Annotated in this window: 1 pseudogene; it reads right to left on the reverse strand. The window is 50.8% G+C overall.

What is annotated here, in order from left to right:
- Positions 1–1,331, reverse strand: a pseudogene (locus tag ABLA76_RS12135) (inverse autotransporter beta domain-containing protein); the annotation flags it as partial.
- Positions 1,332–1,416: the final 85 nt, after the last annotated feature.

The raw sequence follows: 1,416 nt of genomic DNA on the forward strand, positions 1-1,416 counted from the left end.
AAGAAGCTAATCCCGTTATCAAGCCGAATACTCAGGGTGAAGAAGGGTTCTGGGGAAAAGTCGGCGATGTGGTAGCCGATGTGGGAACCGGTATCCTGAAAAATCTGGGAAATACGGCTATTGATATTGCTGAAGTTGTGTATAAAGGCCATCAGGCTGATGCTGCGGTGGAGATGAGACTGGACAGGAGCGCCCTCCTGATCAGTGACAAGAACGGTATAGATCACACGGTCATGACCATCGGCTTTGGCCTGTGTTTTATTTGCTGTCACCCGCAATCGCTTTTCGGTCGGCAAACTCACTATCAGGATTTCTGCCCGGCTGGAGCGATTACCCCGGCTGTCGATGGCGATCCCCGAAAGCCGAACGGGGTTTTTCGTGGTTTTCGGCAACTGTAACGTCACTTTATCTGGTTGCTGATAAAGCATTTTCCCGCCTGCCTGCTGTAGTTCAGCCGTATCCAGCTCTAAACGTGCCAGCGGATATTTGGACTGGATAATCGGTACAAAGGTCACTTCCTTGCCTTCATACCCATTAATGGATGCGGGGAAAGCCAGTGTTATCAACGTCTGTTTCTGATAATCCAGCACCATATCGCTGCGCCGGTTCACAAAATCCAGCTGACTGGCTCTCAGGCTGCGCAGGGGTGCGACTGCGTTTGGATCAAGCTGTTGGCTGAACGGAACCCCCAACCGATAATTGAGGTTCAGGGTAAAACGGTTTTCACTGACACCGTGTTTACCCTGCCGAAAATCGGCACCCAGTGTCACTAACGGCACGGGCGTGTAAGTCAGCCCGGCGGTGACGCTGTACGGGTTTTTCTGGCGTTCTGCTTCACCGAATAACGCGACCTGCTGCCCGTAATATTGCTCATACTTCAACTGCCCGCCCCAGTGAGGAAAAGCAGGCAACCCGGCTTCGGCCTGAATATCCCAGCCATTGGCGGGTCTTGCATCGAAATCTGTGAGCCGGGAGGTCTTCCAATGGGATAAACGCTGGTAAAGGTTGGCAGACAATTTAACGTTATCATGCCAGGCTTCTAATCCAATGCTGTAACGGTGATGCTGCTCCGGCCACAACGCATCTCAGAAGACATTGGCCCCCCATAACCAGTTATCGGCGACATAGCGATAGCCGAATCCGACTGCCGTTGTTGTCTGTCCGTGGTGGGTTTTTACCCCTAACTGACTGAATGCTACCCCTGAAGCCGGTTGATAAAAAGGCAGCAACCAATCAAATGCAACGTCTTTTAACGAAAAATGGCTGTCGAAAGGGAGTGTGAGGCGGGCATTGCCATATTGGTTCAACCAAGGTGCCAGTGTTGATGTCACCGCCGACGATATAGCAAAATCATACTAATATGTCATAATATCCAAATCCAAAATGACAAGGCATAAAGTGAAATGGGTTACAGTC

It is taken from the genome of Xenorhabdus sp. SGI240 (assembly GCF_040081915.1).
GTDB lineage: Bacteria > Pseudomonadota > Gammaproteobacteria > Enterobacterales > Enterobacteriaceae > Xenorhabdus > Xenorhabdus bakwenae.